15 protein-coding genes are annotated in these 14529 nt (G+C 67.1%); 3 read left to right on the top strand and 12 right to left on the bottom strand.

The window, feature by feature from the left end; genetic code table 11:
- Window positions 1-136: 136 nt before the first annotated feature.
- The 4 genes from HV783_RS10485 to panD form a co-directional block, all read right to left on the bottom strand.
- The gene (locus HV783_RS10485; RefSeq protein ID WP_054503929.1) at window positions 137-1477 is read right to left on the bottom strand and encodes an extracellular solute-binding protein; all 1341 of its coding nucleotides are present in this window, start codon (window positions 1475-1477) and stop codon (window positions 137-139) included.
- Between the two features lie 4 nt (window positions 1478-1481).
- Window positions 1482-2738, bottom strand: coding sequence for a D-amino acid dehydrogenase (locus HV783_RS10490; RefSeq protein ID WP_054503930.1), 1257 nt, complete (start codon window positions 2736-2738; stop codon window positions 1482-1484).
- Window positions 2739-2932: 194 nt separating this feature from the next.
- Window positions 2933-3979 (bottom strand): CDP-6-deoxy-delta-3,4-glucoseen reductase, encoded by a 1047-nt coding sequence (locus tag HV783_RS10495; protein ID WP_054503931.1) that lies wholly within the window; start codon window positions 3977-3979, stop codon window positions 2933-2935.
- Between the two features lie 75 nt (window positions 3980-4054).
- Window positions 4055-4423, bottom strand: a complete 369-nt coding sequence (panD, locus tag HV783_RS10500; RefSeq protein WP_054503932.1) for an aspartate 1-decarboxylase — start codon at window positions 4421-4423, stop codon at window positions 4055-4057.
- A 267-nt stretch (window positions 4424-4690) separates the two neighbouring features.
- Between panD and sugE the strand changes: the two genes are divergently transcribed.
- Window positions 4691-5008 carry a quaternary ammonium compound efflux SMR transporter SugE gene (gene sugE, locus HV783_RS10505; protein WP_054503933.1) on the top strand — a complete coding sequence of 106 codons (318 nt, stop codon included), beginning with the start codon at window positions 4691-4693 and terminating at the stop codon, window positions 5006-5008.
- Window positions 5009-5057: 49 nt separating this feature from the next.
- On the opposite strand, the gene HV783_RS10510 is transcribed toward sugE, so the two are convergent.
- The 6 genes from HV783_RS10510 to HV783_RS10535 all read right to left on the bottom strand — a co-directional run bounded on the left by HV783_RS10510 (window position 5058) and on the right by HV783_RS10535 (window position 10027).
- Window positions 5058-5930 carry an MOSC domain-containing protein gene (locus tag HV783_RS10510; protein ID WP_175189090.1) on the bottom strand — a complete coding sequence of 291 codons (873 nt, stop codon included), beginning with the start codon at window positions 5928-5930 and terminating at the stop codon, window positions 5058-5060.
- A gap of 219 nt (window positions 5931-6149) precedes the next feature.
- A complete protein-coding gene (gene thpD, locus HV783_RS10515) occupies window positions 6150-7076 on the bottom strand; it encodes an ectoine hydroxylase (RefSeq protein WP_064526313.1) in 927 nt (308 codons plus the stop codon).
- A 15-nt stretch (window positions 7077-7091) separates the two neighbouring features.
- On the bottom strand, window positions 7092-7496 hold the full coding sequence (locus HV783_RS10520; RefSeq protein WP_006387829.1) for an ectoine synthase: 405 nt from the start codon (window positions 7494-7496) through the stop codon (window positions 7092-7094).
- Window positions 7493-8800 (bottom strand): diaminobutyrate--2-oxoglutarate transaminase, encoded by a 1308-nt coding sequence (gene ectB, locus HV783_RS10525; protein ID WP_054503936.1) that lies wholly within the window; start codon window positions 8798-8800, stop codon window positions 7493-7495. The genes HV783_RS10520 and ectB overlap by 4 nt, the downstream gene beginning before the upstream one ends.
- Before the next feature lie 118 nt (window positions 8801-8918).
- The gene (ectA, locus tag HV783_RS10530; protein ID WP_175189091.1) at window positions 8919-9482 is read right to left on the bottom strand and encodes a diaminobutyrate acetyltransferase; all 564 of its coding nucleotides are present in this window, start codon (window positions 9480-9482) and stop codon (window positions 8919-8921) included.
- Window positions 9479-10027 (bottom strand): MarR family winged helix-turn-helix transcriptional regulator, encoded by a 549-nt coding sequence (locus HV783_RS10535; RefSeq protein WP_049075229.1) that lies wholly within the window; start codon window positions 10025-10027, stop codon window positions 9479-9481. The genes ectA and HV783_RS10535 overlap by 4 nt, the downstream gene beginning before the upstream one ends.
- Before the next feature lie 249 nt (window positions 10028-10276).
- Here HV783_RS10535 and HV783_RS10540 point away from each other — a divergent pair, with 249 nt between their 5' ends.
- Window positions 10277-11218, top strand: a complete 942-nt coding sequence (locus HV783_RS10540; RefSeq protein WP_054503937.1) for a MurR/RpiR family transcriptional regulator — start codon at window positions 10277-10279, stop codon at window positions 11216-11218.
- Between the two features lie 70 nt (window positions 11219-11288).
- Entirely contained in the window at window positions 11289-12629 is a 1341-nt protein-coding gene (locus HV783_RS10545; RefSeq protein WP_175189092.1) for an aspartate aminotransferase family protein, read from the top strand.
- Window positions 12630-12641: 12 nt separating this feature from the next.
- Here HV783_RS10545 and HV783_RS10550 read toward each other — a convergent pair whose 3' ends face one another.
- Window positions 12642-13904, bottom strand: a complete 1263-nt coding sequence (locus tag HV783_RS10550) for a DUF418 domain-containing protein (protein ID WP_175189093.1) — start codon at window positions 13902-13904, stop codon at window positions 12642-12644.
- Window positions 13901-14521 carry a TetR/AcrR family transcriptional regulator gene (locus HV783_RS10555; protein WP_064526308.1) on the bottom strand — a complete coding sequence of 207 codons (621 nt, stop codon included), beginning with the start codon at window positions 14519-14521 and terminating at the stop codon, window positions 13901-13903. Before HV783_RS10555 ends, HV783_RS10550 begins: the two co-directional genes overlap by 4 nt.
- Between the last annotated feature and the right edge of the window lie 8 nt (window positions 14522-14529).

A 14529-nucleotide genomic window follows, 5' to 3' on the forward strand; every position in this document is an offset into this window, starting at 1 on the left:
CCATCCCTCCCCCGCCGGCGCCGCGCAAACCCGCCCCCTCTGCGCCGAGGGTCACGGGCATGAAAAAAGCCCGGTTCGGAAACCGGGCTTTCGGATGGCCGGGCGGCGCCGGGGCGCCTGCCCGACGGGCCTGCGATCAACGCTGCGTGGCGATGGCGCGGGCCTGGTTGGCGGCGTTGTTCAGCGCCGACACCGGCGGCGTCTTGCCTTCCAGCGCGTCGTTGAGCTGCTGGTTGAACACGGGCTCGATGCGGTCGTAGTTGGCCATGCGGAAACCGCGGCTGTTGGCGACCGGGCGGGTGCTCATCGAGGCCACCACGGCTTGCGCGCCGGGGATGCTCTTGTAGAACGACACGTCCGAGGCGCGGAACGCGGCTTCGGTCAGCGGCAGGTAGCCGGTGCGCTGATGCCATTCCGCCGCGATCACGGGCTTGGACAGCCAGGCCAGGAACTGCGCCGTGGCCTTTTCCTCGTCCTTGGGACGACCATCCAGGGCCCACAGGGCCGAGCCGCTCACGAACGGCTGGCCGCCGGTCTGGGTGGCCTGGTCGTAATAAGGCAGCGGCGCCACGCCGAAGGCCAGCGACTTGGTGTTCAGGAACTGGCCAAACGAGCCCGAGTTGCCCGTCAGCACCGCGCATTCGCCCTTGGCGAACAGCTTGTCGGCGCTGTTGTCGGCGGTGTGCGCCATGAACAGCAGCGAACGCTTCCAACTGACCATCAGCGAGATGTGGCGCATGTAGAGCGTGTCGAACTGCATCGCCGGCGCCGCGCTCTTCTTGGTGACCGCGTCCAGGCCGTTGTTGTTGCTGGTGTACTGCTGGTTGTTTACCGGCGCCAGGTTTTCCAGGTGAATCGAGACCTGGTCGCTGGAGGCGTAGGGACAGTCGAGGTCGGCCACATCGCGCAGCTTCAACAGCTCGCCCTGCAGGCCGGTCCAGGTGCGGGCGGGCTTGTTGGGATCGAGGCCGGCCTTCTTGTAGGCGGCGGTGTTGTAGAACATCACCGGCACTTCGGCCATCCAGGGGAACGCCAGCAGGCGGCCCTTGCCGTCGCGCACGAAGCTGCTGGTGGCCGGCACGAACCAGTTCAAGTCCTTGACCGGATACTTGGCCAGCAATTCGTACATCGGCAGGATGGCCTTGTGTTCAGCCACGACTTCCGGCGAGTGGTTGTCGTTCAACTGCACCAGGTTGGGGGCCTTCTTGGCCTTGACCGCTGCGGTGGCTTCCTGCTGCAGTTGCGCCTGCGAGGCGAAGGCGCGCAGGGTCACTTTGACCTGGTCCTGCTCCTTGTTGTACTGCTTGGCGAGCTTCTCGAACTCGGCCTTGTTGGCGTCCGGCAGCGTGTGCCAGACCTGGATTTCGACGGGAGCGGCATGGACCGCGCCCGCGACCGCCATGGCGGCGCCAAAGACCCATGTGCGCCGGCTGGCGAACATCGCGCGGGCAATGCCCGCCAATTGCAATTTCTTCATAGGTTCATAGACCAAGAAAAGGGAATTCCGGTTCTGGACGACGTCCGCTCAGCAGGTCGGCCAGTGCCCGGCCCGAGCCGACGCCCATCGTCCAGCCGAGAGTACCGTGTCCGGTATTGATATACAAATTGGGAATGCGGCTGCGGCCGATGATGGGCACGTTCGAGGGAGTGGACGGGCGCAGGCCCGACCAATAGCTGACGCGCTCGAAATCGAGCGCGTCGGGAAAGAGTTCGCGGGCCAGCCGCGTCATGGCTTCGCAGCGACCGGTATTCAGGCCGCGCGAATAGCCGGACAGCTCGGCCGTGCCGGCCATGCGCAGGCGGTCGCCCAGGCGCGAGAACACCACCTTGTGGCTGCTGTCGGTCAGGCTGACCGTGGGCGCGCCACCGGGATTCAGGACCGGGAAGGTCGCCGAATAGCCCTTGGCCGGGTAGACGTTGCACGGGATGCCGAGCGGGCGCAGCAGCGACGGGCTGAAACTGCCCATGGCCACCACGTAGGCGTCGGCCGCCAGGGCGCCGTAGCGGCCGTCGGGCTCGATCAGTTCGACGCCGCTGACCGCCCCGGCTTCGGTGATGAGCCGGGTGACGCGGGTGCTGTAGCGGAATTCGACGCCGGCGCGCGCGCAGCGTTCGGCCAGCGCGACGGTGAACAGATGCACGTCGCCGCTTTCGTCCTCGGGGGTGTAGTCGCCCCCGACGATGGTGTTGCGATGCGGCGCCAGGGCCGGTTCGATGGCGATGACCTCGTCCGTCGAGACGACGCGGCGCTCGACGCCGAAATCGCGCATCAGGCCGGCAGCGCGCTGCGAGTTCTCGAATTCGTGCTGGTCGCGGTAGAAATTCAGGATGCCGCGCTCGAGGTGGTCGTATTCGATGCCCAGCTCGGCGCGCATGCCGCGCAGCGTGGCGCGGCTGTATTCGGCCATGCGGACCATGGCGCGGATGTTCGGCGCCAGGCGGCCCGGCAGGCACTCGCGCAGGAAGGCCAGGCCCCACATCCACTGGCGCCAGTCCAGTTGCGGGCGGAACAGCAGCGGCGCATTGTCCTGGAACATCCACTTGAGCAGCTTCAGGGGCGCCTGTGGATTGGCCCAGGGCTCCGCATAGGAAACCGAAATCTGTGCGCCGTTGGCGAGGCTGGTCTCCTGGGCGGGTCCGGTGCAGCGGTCGATGACCACGACGTCGTGGCCGGCCTGGCTCAGCCACCAGGCGCTGGAGATTCCGATGATGCCGCTACCCAATACCGCTACTTTCATGCCCGCATTGCTCCCTGCGTACCCGCTGAGCCCGCGGACACGATGTCCGCCTCCCGCGGCAAGCCGCTGCCAAGATGACACCGCAGTTTACCCCGGCGCCCCGCCCCCGCCTACGGCCGATTCCATCAAAAAAAGGGAAGGAACCCGCCACCGCCGGATTGCTTCCCTTTTGCGTCATGCGCCGTCCTGCTGATTCAGGGCGCGGCCTTTGCCAGATCGGCCTCGGACGTGAAGGCATCGGCGTAGAACTCTTCCGGAGGCAGGCCGCACTGGGCGCTGAATTCGCGCCGGGCGGCGTCCACCATCGGCGGCGCGCCGCAGGCGTAGACCTGATGGCCCGACATGTCGGGGATGTCCTGCAGCACGGCCTCGTGGACGAAGCCGTCACGGCCGCTCCAGCCGTCTTCCTCGAGCGCGTTCGACACCACGGGCACGTAACGGAAATCCGGCAGGTCGCGGGCCCACGACTTCGCCAGTTCGTCCATGTACAGGTCGCGCGGGCGGCGGCCGCCCCAGTACAGCGAGACCGGCCGGCGGATGTTCTTGTGGATCATGTGCTCGACGATGGCCTTGACCGGCGCGAAGCCGGTGCCGCTGGCCAGCAGGATGATCGGCTTGTCGCTGTCTTCGCGCAGGAAGAACGAACCGAACGGGCCTTCCAGGCGCAGGATCTCGCGCTCTTTCATCTGCGTGTCGCCGGCGCCGAACACGTGGTCGGTGAACACGCCGCCCGGCAGGTGACGGATGTGCAATTCCAGCGGGCTGCCGGTGTGCGGCGCGCCGGCCATGGAATAGCTGCGGCGACGGCCATCCTTGAGGATGACTTCGATGTACTGGCCGGCGTAGTAGCGGAACTGCTCCGAGGCGGGCAATTGCAGCTTGAGCACGATCACGTCCGGCGCCGCGCGTTCCATCGTCTGCACACGCGAAGGCAACTTGCGGATCTGGATGTCGCTGGCCAGGCGCACTTCGGTGGACTCGACCACCAGATCGGAGGCGGGCCGGGCCTGACAGAACAGGGTGTAGCCATCGGCCAGTTCCTCGGGCGACAGGATCTGCGCGGGGTACTGGCCGGCGTCGAACTCCCCGGACACCACTTTGCCCTTGCAGGTGGAGCAGGCGCCGTTGCGGCAACTGTAGGGCAGCACGATGCCCGCGGCCAGGGCGCCGTCGAGCACGGTCTGGCCGGGCTCGACCGGGAATTGATGCTTGCTGGGTTGGATGATGACCTGGAAGCTCATGATGAAACGTATCAGGGGGGATCAGGGTTGACGGCGCTCGCGGGACCCGCCCGCGGCGCGCCGCCCGGCCCGGCCTCAGGCCGGGAACTTGCGGATTTCCTTGACGCGGTTGGCGTCGTCCACCAGCACGACCTGCGGCTTGTGGGTGGCGGATTCTTCTTCGGACATGGGACCGTAGGTGCAGATGATCATCAGGTCGCCGACCTGCGCCCGGCGCGCGGCTGCGCCATTGAGCGAAATGATGCCGCTGCCGCGGGCCGCCTTGATGATGTAGGTGTCGAAGCGTTCGCCGTTGTTGATGTTGTAGAGCTCGATGCGTTCGAACTCGCGCATGCCGGCGGCGTCCAGCAGGTCTTCGTCGATGCCGCAAGACCCTTCGTAGTGCAGGTCGGCTTCGGTGACCGTGACGCGGTGCAGCTTCGCCCGCAGCATGATGCGTTGCATGATGGGAATATCCTGGTTTCGCGTGCCGGAACGCGAAGTGATGCGATGAATGCGAAACACCCGCGGATGGCGCGCACCTGCGGGCATGCAGCCGAACGGCACCCGGTTTTGCCGTCGGAAGCCGGTATTCTATAATTTTTGCCGCGACGGGACGGCCCGTTGCTGCGCTGGCCGCCACATGGCGGCATTTGCCATCGGCAACGACGGCATTGGCCATTGCCGCGGGCGCACCAATCCGGGGACGACCCCTCTCAAGTAGGAGTCGTCATGACCTGGATCATCCTCATCCTGGCCGGCCTGTTCGAAATCGTCTGGGCCGTCGGCCTCAAATACACGCACGGATTCACCCGCCTGGTGCCGTCGGCCGTCACTGTCGGCGGCATGCTCATCAGCTTCTGGCTGCTGGCGCTGGCGATGAAGACGCTGCCGCTGGGCACCGCCTACGCGGTATGGGTCGGCATCGGCACCGTCGGCGCCTTCGTGGCCGGCATCATCCTGTTCGGAGAATCCATCAGCTGGCTGCGCATCGCCAGCGTGGCATTGATCGTCGTGGGCCTGATCGGCCTCAAACTGTCCTCGGCCTGATCAGCGGGCGGATGCCGCCGCCCCGGCCGCGCGCCGGGGCGGCGACGGGCTAGAAATCCAGTTCGATCTCGACCGCGTCGCCCACCTTCAGGCGGGCGCCGGCCGGCGCATCGACAATCGCATTCTGGCCGAACACCACCCCGATCTCCAGATTGCGATAACCCGCCAGTGTGCGGCCCGGCTCGTCGTGCTGCACGGCGGTGCGCTGGTCGATGTCGGGAATCGAGCAGCGCGTGCAAGGCTTGACGAACGCCATGCTGACCGCGCCCGTGGTGATCATGGCGGTATGGTCTTCCTCGAAGGCCTCCCAGTCGCCCTGCACCACGATGTTGGGACGGAACCGATCCATCGGCACCGGGGCCACGCCCTTGGCCTGCAGGCGGGCATTCAGGTCATCGAGCGACGCCTGGTTCGCCACCAGCAACGGGAAGCCATCGGCGAAGCCGAAGAAGTGATCTCCCCCGAACGTCTGCGCCAGGTCTGGATGGCTTTCGGCCCACTTGTCGACCCATTCCGGCTTGGCGGGCCGCGTCGCGCCGGTGTCGACCTTGTACAGGCGACAAGGCGTCTTGAGGAAATCCGAGCACCACTGCGCCGCCGCCTCGCTCTCGCGGCGCGCGTCGAGCGTGTCCTTCCAGACGCCCACGCTTTCGACCCCGGGCTGCAGCGCCGAGCCGTCCAGCGGCACGTCCAGGTCGGGCATGCCGGGCGCCGAAAGCCGCAGCATGTCGGCCGTGAGCGCAGTGCGGATCAAGGCCATGGCCGCCCACTGGCGCTGCGTCATGAAATGGCCGTCCGCCCCCACCAGCATCCAGCGACGGTCGTGGGCCAACCCCGCGCGGTCCACCGGCGACTCGGACAGGTCGATACCGGCACAGGATTTGACGGGGTAGATATGCAGACTGAGGATGCGGGCGGACATGGTGCGGCTTCCGGCAGGGAAAGACGGCAGAGCATAGCGGAACGACGAAAAAAAGCCCAGGCCGAACGGCCTGGGCTGCGGCGCATGCAAGCGGCGCGGGCGTTCTTTCCCTCACGGGAAAGCGCGCAGCGGGAACGGCATGGGTCGCCCCCGCGCGCGGCCGGCCAGGCCACGCCCCGACCAGCGCCGGCAAGCATCCGCCGCGGACAACGTGCCGCGCTAGCTGCCGACCAGCTTCAACGTATCGAGCGGCGTGACCGCCTTGAACGCCTTGCGGGTGGCGATGTGCTCGGGACGCGGGGTCAGTCCGTACTTGGGCGGCTCCAGCGTGTTTTCCATGCTGTTGTAGACCATGAACACGTTGGCTCGCGGCCACGGCGAGATGTTGCTGTTCGAACCGTGCATGGTGTTGCAGTCGAAGAACACCACCGAGCCGGCCTTGGCCGTCATGGTGCGGATGCCGCCCTGCTCGACCAGCAACTGCAGGCTGACAGGATCCGGCACGCCGTATTCCTGCTTTTTCAGCGACTGCTTGTAGTGCTCGTTCGGCGTTTCGCCGACGCACGAGATGAACTGCCGGTGCGAACCCGGCACCAGCATCAGCGGGCCGTTGCAATCATTGTTCTCGGTCAGCAGCACCGAGCAACTGAGCGCGCGCATCGACGGCATGCCGTCTTCCACGTGCCAGGTCTCGAAATCCGAGTGCCAGTAGAACTCCTTGCCCTTGAAGCCGGGCTTCATGTTGGCGCGGGACTGGTGGATGTAGACCTCGGAACCCAGGATCTGGCGCGCCACATTGACCAGCCGCGGATCGCGCACCAGGCGCGCCAGCACGGGGTTGAGCACGTGCACCATGAAAATCGAGCGCACGGCGTTGCTGCCGGGCTCGGTGATCGACTCTTCGCGGCGGATGATCGACGGGTCGCGCGTCATGCGCTCGACCTCGGCCGACAGCGCCCGCACTTCGGCTTCGGAGAACACGTCCTCCAGCAGCAGGAAGCCATCGCGCTCATAGCTGCCGACCTGTTCGCCGCTCAGGGCGTTGGCGTACTTGCCTTCTCCGTAGACCACCGGATCCTGGCGGGAAATGATGGCGGAACTGCGATCCGTACGGGAGGCGTACGGATCCTGCGCAGGTGAGATCATGCGAACCTCCTTGTATCAGGCCGCTTGGGCTTCGGCTTCAGGCAGGGCGTAGACGCCCTCTTTGTCGTGCACTTCCTGGCCGGTCAGCGGCGGGTTGAAGACGCAGATGACGCGCAGCGGCTCCTTGCCGCCGCACAGCCAGTGCTCGTCATGCTCGTTCAGCGCGTAGACCACGCCCGGGCCGAGTTCATACTTCTTGCCGTCGGCAATCGTCTCGATGGAGCCGTCGCCCTCGATGCACCACACCGCCTCCAGGTGATTCTTGTAGTGGATGTGGGTGCGACCGCCCGGGAAGATGGTGGTCTCGTGGAAGGAAAAGCCCATGCCGTCCTTCTTGAGCAGCACGCGGCGGCTGACCCAGGTATCGGTGCGGACTTCGTCGGCGGTGCCGATCACATCTTTGACATTGCGTACGATCATTGACGTTTTCCTCCAAATTTCAGGATGCGGGCGGACTGCCCCTCTTCGGCCAGCGCGTCGGCCACGCTGGCCTCGATCACTTCCAGGCCCTTGGACAGCAGTTCTTCCTCGATGGTCAGGGCCGGCAGCAGCTTGAGCACTTCGTCATGCGCGCCCGAGGTCTCGATGACCACGCCGCGCTTGAAGGCGTTGGCGGCGATGCGGTTGGACAGCGCCGGGGTGGCATTGCTGACCAGGCCCTGGATCAGGCCGCGGCCACGCACCGACAGGCCGGCGTTGGGATAGCTGTGCACCAGGTTTTCCAGCCAGTCGCGCACCAGGCGCTCCTTGCGCTGGATCTCGGCGGTGAACGCGGTGTTGGTCCAGTAGGTTTCCAGCGCCTGGGTGGCGGTGACGAAGGCCAGGTTGTTGCCGCGGAAAGTGCCGCTATGGGCGCCGGGCTTCCAGACGTCCAGCTCGGGCTTCATCAGCACCAGCGACATCGGCAGGCCAAAGCCCGACAGCGACTTGGACAGCGTGATGATGTCGGGGCGGATGCCGGCGGCCTCGAAGCTGAAGAAGGTGCCGGTGCGGCCGCAGCCGACCTGGATGTCGTCCACGATCAGCAGCATGTCGTGGCGCTTGCAGAGCTTGTCCAGTTCCTTGAGCCAGCGCAGCGTGGCGACATTGACGCCGCCCTCGCCCTGCACCGTCTCGACGATGACGGCGGCGGGCTTGTCCATGCCGCTGCTGGGATCTTCCAGCATGCGCTCCAGGTAGGCCATGGTGTCCACGTCCGGGCCGAAGTAGCCGTCATAGGGCATGAAGGTGGTGTTGGCCAGCGGGTAGCCGGAGGCGTCGCGGAACTTCATGTTGGCGGTCACCGCCAGCGAGCCGCCGCTGACGCCGTGAAAGCCGTGCGTGAAGGAAATCACATTGGGACGCCCCTTCACCTGGCGCGCGATCTTGAGCGCCGCCTCGACCGCGTTGGTGCCGGTGGGGCCGGTGAACTGCAGGGTGTATTGCCAGTTGCGCGGCTTGAGCAGCACGCGGTCGACCGCCTCGAGGAAGCTTTTCTTGGCGCTGGTGGCCATGTCCAGGCCATGCACCACGCCGTCCGCCTGCACGTACTCGAGCAGCTTTTCCTTGAAGATGGGATTATTGTGGCCGTAGTTCAACGTGCCGGCGCCGCTGAAGAAGTCGATGTACTCGCCACCGTCCTCATCCACCAGCGTCGATCCCCTGGCCTGGCTGAAGATCACGGGAAACGACCGGATATAGCCCCGTACTTCCGACTCCATCCGGTCGAAGATTTTCAAGTCCATGTGATTATTCCTCCCTTTCATCTCATAAGTTGACAGACGGCCAGATCCCTTCCGCATGCGCCAGGCGCATCCGGATGCGTCAAAGCCATCCCGGTTTTCGACAGGTCCGCGTTGCCGCCTAGGGAGCGGGCAAGGTGAACGGGCCTATCCTCAACAACATCTCGTCGTCATGGTCCGCGCCGCCGAACAGTTGCCGATCGAAGAACGGCTGCTCGGAGACGTGGGCGCCCAGTTCGCCGGCCAGGCCGGCGAAGGTGCGGCGCGAGGCCTGGTTGTCAGGCGCCACCGTGGTTTCAAGATGACGAACATGCGCGAGCCCCTCGCGTTGCAAGAGCGCCCGAAGCATGGCGCGGCCTAACCGTTGGCCGCGTGCGCGGGTGTGCACGGCGACCTGCCAGACGAACAACACGTCGGGCCGGTCGGCAAGCACGTAAGCGGAGATAAATCCATCGATGCGTCCTCCGGCGCTTTCGGCCAGGACGCAGGTGCCGCGGTTGTGCTCGCACAGGAGCAGGTACGCGTATAGGGAATTGAGGTCGAGTGGCGGGCACTCGGAAATGAGCTGGTGGATCGCGGCGCCGTCCCTGCGGCGGGGCTCACGCAACAGATGCGTTTTGCTGCCCGCCGCCGGCGCCACGGCACTTGAGTTCGTAATGGTGTCGTGCAGTTCGTTTGCTCTCATACAACCAATCCTGATTCGGGAGGCGCGCCACCGGTGGGCACCTCGAGGATGGGCGACGACGCGTCGCCCTGGGGTTCCGTCGCCACCCCGCTCTCTTCTTCCATGAGCGCGACGATGCGCTCGAGCGACAGGGTGATGGTGGCCTGCTCCAGCTCCGGCAACGCGTTGAGCGCGTCGGCCAGGTGCTTTTGCAGCGGCGACGGCGCCTGCTGCGCGACCTCGCGGCCGGCGTCGGTGGCAGTCACGAAAACAATGCGGCGGTCTTCACGGCCGCGTTCGCGGCGGATCAGGCCCTTGTCCTCCAGGCGGTCGAGAATGCCGACGACCGTGCTGGGGCTGACATGGATCTCGCGGCTGATCGCCGTGGCCGTCATCGGCCCATTGGCAATGACCGTGCGCAGGCACATAAGCTGCGGCGCGGTGATATGACTCACCGCCGACAACTGGCGCGAATGCAACGCGATGGATCGTGTGATCCGGCGCAGCGCCCGCAGGATGCGCAGGTCATATTGCTGCGCGGGGTCGGTTACGGTCTGTTTATTCATGACTGAATTAGTTCAGCTAAATTGATTTCTATACGAATGATATGGGTGACCTATCCCTGTGTCAAACCGGATCGACCCTCATTTTGTAATCATTTCCGCGCATTCCGTCGTCAAGTCGCCGGGGGCGTTCCCGGGAACGGCGGTCGTTACGATTTGCGGGAATCGTTCTACATTTCGCAAATAAAACATCTGTTTTATTTTTATCCAGACAGCGGTAGCATTTGTTTTATTCCTTTCACTTTTTCCGCCATGATCGCGCCCCTGCAAGACCACCTGCGCCGCCTCAGCGCCACCCTGCCCGCCGAATTGCAGCGCGCGGCGCATTGGGTGCTGGCCAATCCGGCCGAAGTGGGACTGTGGTCGATGCGCCGGCAGGCGCAGGCAGTGGGCGTCTCCCCCGCCACCATGCTGCGCCTGGCGCGCGCTGCCGGGCATGACAGCTACGAGGCCTTTCGCGCGCCATTCCAACGCGCTTTGGCCGGCGCCGCCGACAACGGCTTGCGCGAGCGCGCGGCGCGTCTGCAGGCCGCGCACGCCCACCCGGCCGGCGGCACGGGGCAGGATGCGCTGACGCAATGGCAGACGGCGGCCCTGGCCTCGGTCTGGCAAGCCAACGACGCGATGGCGTTCGACGCGGCCGTCGATACCTTGCTGCGGGCGCGCCAGGTCGGCTTCCTGGGGACGCGCTCGGCCTTCGGCGTCGCCTTCCAGATGCGCTATGCCTACCACCTGCTGCGCCGCAACGGCATCCTGATCGATGGTTTGGGCGGCGCCGCGGCCGAGGATGCCGACAGCCTGCAGGCCGGCGACGCCCTCGTGGTGATATCGCAGGCCCCTTATCCGACCGCGACGGTGCGCCTGACCCGCGAGATCGCCGCCCGCGGCGTCGCCGTGCTGGCGCTGACCGACAGCGACACCAGCCCGGTGGCGCGGGCCGCCCGCCATGTGTTGCGCTTCACCCGTCCCGCCGACACCGGGCCGGATGACGGCGAGGCGCGGGATCCCGCGTCCTTCTTCCACAGCACCGCGGGTCTGCTGGGCCTGGCCGAACACCTGATCGCGCGGCTCGCGGCCCGCGGCGGCGAGGCGGTGCTGCAACGCCTGGACGAGATCGAGGCGCGGCTGCAGGCCGACGGCGCCTATTGGCGCGAGCCGCCGCGCGGGCGCAGCGCGGCGCCGGCTCCGGAATGACCCCGCCGCGCGCCGCTTCCCACCTCTTCGCCATCCGTCATCCGCCCTTCCCGCTCCGGAGTTCCTCATCATGACCCATACCCGAGTCCTTCATCGTTCCCTGCGCAGCACGCCCCCGGTCGCGGTCCGCGGCCAGGGCGCCTGGCTCTATGACCAGCACGGCCGCGCCTATCTGGACGGTTCGGGAGGCGCCGCGGTCTCGTGCCTGGGGCACAACCATCCCGACGTGCAGGCCGCGATGCACGCGCAGATCGACGCGCTGGCCTATGCCCACACCAGCTTCTTCACCACCGAGGTCGCCGAGCGGTTGGCCGCGACGCTGGTCGCCGACGCGCCGGCCGGCACCTCGCATGCGTACTTCGTCTCCGGCGGCTCGGAGGCGATCGAGGCCGCGCTGAAGATGGCGCGCCAGTACTACGTCGAGATCGGCCAGCCCCAGCGCCGCCACATCGTGGCCCGGCGCCAGAGCTACCACGGCAACACGCTGGGCGCGCTGGCGGTGGGCGGCAACGCCTGGCGCCGGGCGCAGTTCGCGCCGCTGCTGATCGACGTGGCGCACGTGTCGCCGTGCTATGCCTACCGCGACCAAACGGCTGGCGAAACCGATGACCAATACGCCGAACGGCTGGCGCAGGAACTGGAGCAGACCTTCCAGCGTCTCGGCCCCGACAGCGTGATGGCCTTCGTCGCCGAGCCGGTGGTGGGCGCGACCTCGGGCGCGGTGACCGCGGTGCCGGGCTATTTCCGCCGCATCCGCGAGGTCTGCGACCGCCACGGCGTGCTGTTGATCGCCGATGAGGTGATGTGCGGCATGGGCCGCACCGGTACGCTGTATGCCGTCGAACAGGAAGGCATCACGCCCGACCTGATCACCATCGCCAAGGGCCTGGGCGGCGGTTACCAGCCGATCGGCGCGGTCATGGCGCAGGAACGCATCGTGCAGGCGATGCAGCAGGGCAGCGGCTTCTTCCAGCACGGCCACACCTACCTGGGCCATGCCACCGCGTGCGCGGCCTCGCTGGCGGTGCAGCAGGTGATCAAGCGCGACAACCTGCTGGCGCGCGTGCGCGCCCAGGGCGAGGGGCTGCGCCAGCGCCTGCACCAGGCGCTGGGCGACCATCCGCACGTCGGCGATATCCGCGGCCGCGGACTGTTCATGGGCGTGGAGCTGGTGCAGGACCGCGCCAGCAAGGCGACCTTCGACCCGGCTCTGTCGCTGCATGCGCGCATCAAGCGCGAAGCCATGGCGCGCGGCCTGATGGTCTATCCGATGGGCGGCACCATCGACGGCCGCCAGGGCGATCACGTGCTGCTGGCCCCGCCCTTCATCATCACCGACGACGAACTGGACCAGTTGACCGAACGCCTGGCTGGCGCCATCGACGCCGCCATTGCCGACAGTGGCCGCTGAGCCGCAGGCGACCTAGCCGGCCCCTGGCGCCGACTGCCGGCGCCACGCCGGCCAGGCGGCGATGGTCAGCGCGCGCAGCAGCCATTCGACCGGGCCGTAGGCGTGGCGGCGCAGCCACCACGCCGACAGCGGCAACTGCGCCAGAAAGATCGCCACGGCGATCGCCAGGCCCGCCCCCGGCGACACGCTGCCCGTCAGGCGCAGGCCCCAGCCTGTGAAAAGGAAGGCGCACACAACCGACTGCATCAGGTAGTTGCTCAGCGCCATGCGGCCGGCCGGCGCCAGCGTGCGCGCCAGCGCCGCGCCCGGCCGCGTGCGCATCGCCAACAGCAACGCCGCCGCATACGACATGCTCAGTAGCGGCGCCGTGAACAGGCCCATGGCCAGGCCCGGGGTTTCCCACAATGGGGATATCGACGGCAAGGCGGAGGTCGCATAAGCGGCGGACCCGGCCAGCCCGGGCAACGCTCCCAGCGCGCACAGCAGCCACAACGCGCGCGGCTGGCGCCACGGATCGGCCAGCGCCTGGCGGCGACCCAGCGCGTAGCCGACCAGGAACATGGCAAAGACAAACGGTCCCTGCACCAGCAGGATGACGCCCCAGATGCTGGTGGTCAGCTCATGCCAATGGCGGGCGACCGTGCTGCCGATGGTGCCGCGATAGGCCTCGATGGCGGCCTGCGCATCCGCCACGGAAACCCCATTGGCGGCACGGCTCAATTCGACGGTGCCGGCGGGATCGAGCAGGCTCAACGCCCCCAACACGGCCCAGGCCAGCGACGCCAGTCCGATCAGCCATAGCGCGCGGCGCAAGGCGCGCCCCGGCTCCATGCGGCGACAGGCCATCAACAGCAGCCCCAGCACCGCGTACGTCAGCAGGATGTCCCCCTGGTAGAACAGTACCGCATGCGCCAGCCCCAGCAGCGCCAGGCCGGCCAGGCGCCGCAGGAAACGCGGCCCGAACGCGGCGCCGCCGCGTTCAGCCGCGCTCATCTGCAAGGTGAAGCTGTAGCCGAACAGAAACGAGAAAAGCAGGTAGAACTTGGTCTCGAACAACCACGCCACCAGCCAACGCACTGCCACGTCCCACGCCCCCGAGAAGCCGGGGTCGGTGATGCCGTTGGCGTAGAACGGCGAGGCGAACACGCCGATGTTGACGACAAGAATGCCGAACAGCGCGAAGCCGCGCAGCGCGTCGACATGGGCAAGGCGCTGCGGCGCGGTCGCGGCGGAGCCAGCAGCGGCGCTGGCAGGAGCGTTCAGGGGGACGCTCATGGCCGCCCTCCCGCCGCGCCGGGCGCCGGCGGCAGGCAACCCTGCAATGCCGCGTCGAGCAACCGCCCGCCGGCCGCCGCGTCGAACCGCGGATCCACCACCGAACGGCTATAGATGCCGTCCAGCAGCAGCAACAGCAGATCGGCCATTTCGGACACGGGTCGCGGCATGGCGTCCGGCGGCACGTCCCGCCATACCGCCGCCAGCAGCGCCGCGAGCGACGCCTTGCGTTCGCTTTCGTTGGCCATGACCAACGCGTGCACCCGGGGGTTGCGCACCGCCTCGGCCAGGATTTCCATGCCGAGGCGGACGAAACCGGGATCGCGGTACTGCGCCAGGTTTGCGTCGACCCAGCCAGTCAGCGCGGCGCGCGCATCGCCCGCGTCGCCGGCCTCGCGGCGTTCGCGCAGCGTGTCGGTGTCGGACGCGATCAGCGCCTCGATGATCTCGGCCTTGCTGGCGTAGTAGTGGAACAGGTTGCCGGGGCTCATCGCCGCGCGCGCGCAGATCTGCGCGGTCGAGGTGGCATGAAAGCCGTTTTCGGCGAAACACTCGGCGGCGGCGGCCAGGATCTGGCGGCGCCGCTCCTGCTGCCGGGCGGGATCGATTTTGCGCATGCTGCGAA

The sequence above is a fragment of the Achromobacter dolens genome (assembly GCF_902859745.1).
GTDB lineage: Bacteria > Pseudomonadota > Gammaproteobacteria > Burkholderiales > Burkholderiaceae_B > Achromobacter > Achromobacter dolens.

Excerpts from the sequence above, each read along its gene's own strand:
- HV783_RS10485 (WP_054503929.1), bottom strand. The coding sequence starts at position 1,477 with ATGAAGAAATTGCAATTGGCGGGCATTGCCCGCGCGATGTTCGCCAGC.
- HV783_RS10490 (WP_054503930.1), bottom strand. The coding sequence starts at position 2,738 with ATGAAAGTAGCGGTATTGGGTAGCGGCATCATCGGAATCTCCAGCGCC.
- HV783_RS10495 (WP_054503931.1), bottom strand. The coding sequence starts at position 3,979 with ATGAGCTTCCAGGTCATCATCCAACCCAGCAAGCATCAATTCCCGGTC.
- panD (WP_054503932.1), bottom strand. The coding sequence starts at position 4,423 with ATGCAACGCATCATGCTGCGGGCGAAGCTGCACCGCGTCACGGTCACC.
- sugE (WP_054503933.1), top strand. The coding sequence starts at position 4,691 with ATGACCTGGATCATCCTCATCCTGGCCGGCCTGTTCGAAATCGTCTGG.
- HV783_RS10510 (WP_175189090.1), bottom strand. The coding sequence starts at position 5,930 with ATGTCCGCCCGCATCCTCAGTCTGCATATCTACCCCGTCAAATCCTGT.
- thpD (WP_064526313.1), bottom strand. The coding sequence starts at position 7,076 with ATGATCTCACCTGCGCAGGATCCGTACGCCTCCCGTACGGATCGCAGT.
- HV783_RS10520 (WP_006387829.1), bottom strand. The coding sequence starts at position 7,496 with ATGATCGTACGCAATGTCAAAGATGTGATCGGCACCGCCGACGAAGTC.
- ectB (WP_054503936.1), bottom strand. The coding sequence starts at position 8,800 with ATGGACTTGAAAATCTTCGACCGGATGGAGTCGGAAGTACGGGGCTAT.
- ectA (WP_175189091.1), bottom strand. The coding sequence starts at position 9,482 with ATGAGAGCAAACGAACTGCACGACACCATTACGAACTCAAGTGCCGTG.
- HV783_RS10535 (WP_049075229.1), bottom strand. The coding sequence starts at position 10,027 with ATGAATAAACAGACCGTAACCGACCCCGCGCAGCAATATGACCTGCGC.
- HV783_RS10540 (WP_054503937.1), top strand. The coding sequence starts at position 10,277 with ATGATCGCGCCCCTGCAAGACCACCTGCGCCGCCTCAGCGCCACCCTG.
- HV783_RS10545 (WP_175189092.1), top strand. The coding sequence starts at position 11,289 with ATGACCCATACCCGAGTCCTTCATCGTTCCCTGCGCAGCACGCCCCCG.
- HV783_RS10550 (WP_175189093.1), bottom strand. The coding sequence starts at position 13,904 with ATGAGCGTCCCCCTGAACGCTCCTGCCAGCGCCGCTGCTGGCTCCGCC.
- HV783_RS10555 (WP_064526308.1), bottom strand. The coding sequence starts at position 14,521 with ATGCGCAAAATCGATCCCGCCCGGCAGCAGGAGCGGCGCCGCCAGATC.